Consider the following 2,984-nt stretch of genomic DNA (forward strand, 5'->3'; position numbering starts at 1 on the left):
CTATCATTTAAATTAACATCAGCGGCCTTTCTTATGAGTAATTTATAAAATATTTGGAGTTCAAGTGGTAAGGAATCCATACACATTGGTGGGTGTTTCGCTCATGTCCACAATGCTAATGGCTTGTGGTGGCGCAGGATCAGATGAAAAACAGGCACAATCGTTCGTAGAAGCAGATGCAGAAAAACTGTCAGGGGTAGCTCTCGATGGTTACCTACACAAAGCGAAAGTCTGTTTAGATAAAAACCACAATGCTATGTGTGATTCCGCAGATGGAGATGTCTCAACAACAGATTCCAATGGGTACTTTGAATTAAATCTTGATGATGAGAGTTCAGAACAGACGCTCTTGGTTGAGGCAATCGCAAACCAAACCATCGACATGGATATGCCAAACCAGACCATAGATTTAACATTCACACTTGAAATACCAAAAACACACTCCGCGGTTGTTAGCCCGGTCACCTCACTCATCGCCAGCGTCGCACAAAGCAGTGGGATCAGCTTTGACATGGCGGCACAATTGATTGCCCAAGAGCTAGGAGTTGAGAAGCAACTGGTTATAAGTGATTACGCCTCATCAAACTCATCAAATAGCGAAGAATTACATATGCTTGCTCGCGGTTTAACCCGCGTAATTCAAGAGGCACAAAAGGCTTCCATTGAGGCAGGCATAGATCAAATAAATGCTCGTAAAGGCGCTATGTACAAACTCGCTTCGCTAGATCTAATCGCCTTGAAAGCGCGAACAGATTTACTCTCACATGGTGCACCTGGAACAAACAACACGTTGAAAAAACTTGGTGAGGCGTTCAAAGACCAACTTACAATATCTCAATCGGATATCAGCAGTGGTGCAATCTTAATCGCTCCTCCTGCACCTAAACATATCGAAGTAGATGATGTATCTGATACGTTCAACTGGCAATTTGTCCGTGGTTTCAACCAAAATTCAGATTACGAATACTCATTAGACTCGGGAAATACGTGGGCAACCGTGACCCGAAAACCGATTCATGTCGGGTCCCAAGCGCTCAAAGAAGGGGCTGTTCAGGTAAGAGTTGCCGCTTCGAAAACACGAAACACACCAGCAGGAAACATTGCAGTTTCAAATGAAGCATATACGTTAAAAACCGAGCCAGCGGCCCCTTATAAAATTTACGTCGATGATGCAAAAAACCGATTTGATTGGGATTTTGTCGATTCTTTCAATGCTCCAAGCCTTTATGAATACTCACTGGACAACGGAACCAACTGGATCCGGGCAACAGAAAAGCCACAGAATATCGCTGACCTCGACATACCAAGTGGTCATTTACAAGTACGAGTTGCTGAAAATAGTACACTTGGACATCTAGCTGGTTCCATCAGAGCGGCAACCGCTCCAATGACCGTTACACCACCAAAACCAGAGCAACCGACACTCGATTTTGCCAATGACAACAGCAACCTGATCAATTGGTTCTGGGTAGATGGCTACGAGGCCCCATCATTTTATGAGATAAAGCTTGGCCTTGATAAGGACTGGCAGGATGTAACGGGAGTTCCATTCATACTCGAAAATGCATCATACCCAGAGGGTACGATTTCGATTCGTGTGAAAAGTAACTCATCGAATGCGAGACCGCCTGGATATGAACTGACGATCGATTCAGCTTTTACCCATTCAGATAGTCAACCGGTCGCCCCAACCAATCCAATGGTTGACGACACACAGGATACATTCCAATGGCAGCCCGTTGAAACATTTGAAGAAGTTAGTTCCTACGAGTATTCACTAGATCGAGGGCTTCACTTTAATGCGGTCACCGGTAATCCTCAGCTCGTTGATAATAAAGCTTTTGCCAGCGGACAGGTCTGCGTGCGAGTAAAAGAAAACGCGATAAAGCAGCACCCTCCTGGCGAACTGCTCTGCTCTGATAAACCCTATACTTTCAAACCTGATGCACCACAAAATCTGGTTGTAAATGATATCGACAACACTCTTGATTGGCGCATCGTTGAGCCGTATAACCCCGAGGATTATGAAGTATCGCTCGATTCAGGGGCAACATGGACCAAAGTAGTGACAATGCCTTTCCATGTGGGTAACGAAGCGAGAAGCGCAACAGATGTCCAATTACGCGTAGCAAGAAGTGTCAGCCATGCCAGAGCTAGCGGTGAGATAGCTTCGCCTACGGAAGACTTCACCAAGGTATTCGATATCCCGGTGCCCAAGGGGGTAGGAGCAAGGATCATTAATCCCGAATTTGAGGCTAAGGATAAGGCTAAAGCTAACCTCACCAACGGTTATGACTGGGATTACTGGCAAAAAGTCACCATTGGGGGGCAAGAAAGCAGTTTCGAATTACCTCAACATTACGAATACACCAACGACCAAGGAAAAACGTGGCATCCCGTTGTATCGAAGCCACAATTTATCGGCACCGAAGCGTATGACAAAGATAATGTGGCCATTAGGTTAAAAGAAAATGCTAAAGAAACCGTTAAAAACCCTGCGAGCGAACCTCTTTGGGCAACAACAGATAAAACCGGTGAATTCTACGCAATCACATTTGTTCCGATGCAAGATTTAAATACCCCTGCAAAATTTAAAGAAACTTCATATGGACCGAGTTATAAGTGGGATAGTTTCAATTGCATCGCTGAATATGACAATGAGGGCAAAGGTGAGCCGATTTTTTGGGCTACGGAACAGGATTATATAAAAGTTGGCAAAGTGTCCAATACAGTTCGAGGGTTAAAGAATTGCGGTATCAACGATTGGACGCTTCCTACAATGGAACAAGCCATCGAACTCTCTAAACGGAGTGGTAACAATCTACCCTCAAATCTAACCAGTGACTTAATAAAGGAAGGAACAAATTATTGGGCCAATGACAGTGACAGTTACGTCATAGTGAGGAGTGGTGAGGTTTATAGCACATCAAATGCTTATGTATACACAACATGGACGCTGCCGACGACCCAAGGCTTATTGAACC

Annotated in this window: 1 pseudogene; it reads left to right on the forward strand. The window is 44.6% G+C overall.

What is annotated here, in order from left to right:
- Positions 1 to 103: 103 nt before the first annotated feature.
- Positions 104 to 2,984: pseudogene (locus tag BCT81_RS28470) on the forward strand (DUF1566 domain-containing protein); the annotation flags it as partial.

This window comes from Vibrio sp. 10N.261.52.A1, from assembly GCF_002876325.1.
In the GTDB taxonomy this organism is placed as follows: domain Bacteria; phylum Pseudomonadota; class Gammaproteobacteria; order Enterobacterales; family Vibrionaceae; genus Vibrio; species Vibrio chagasii.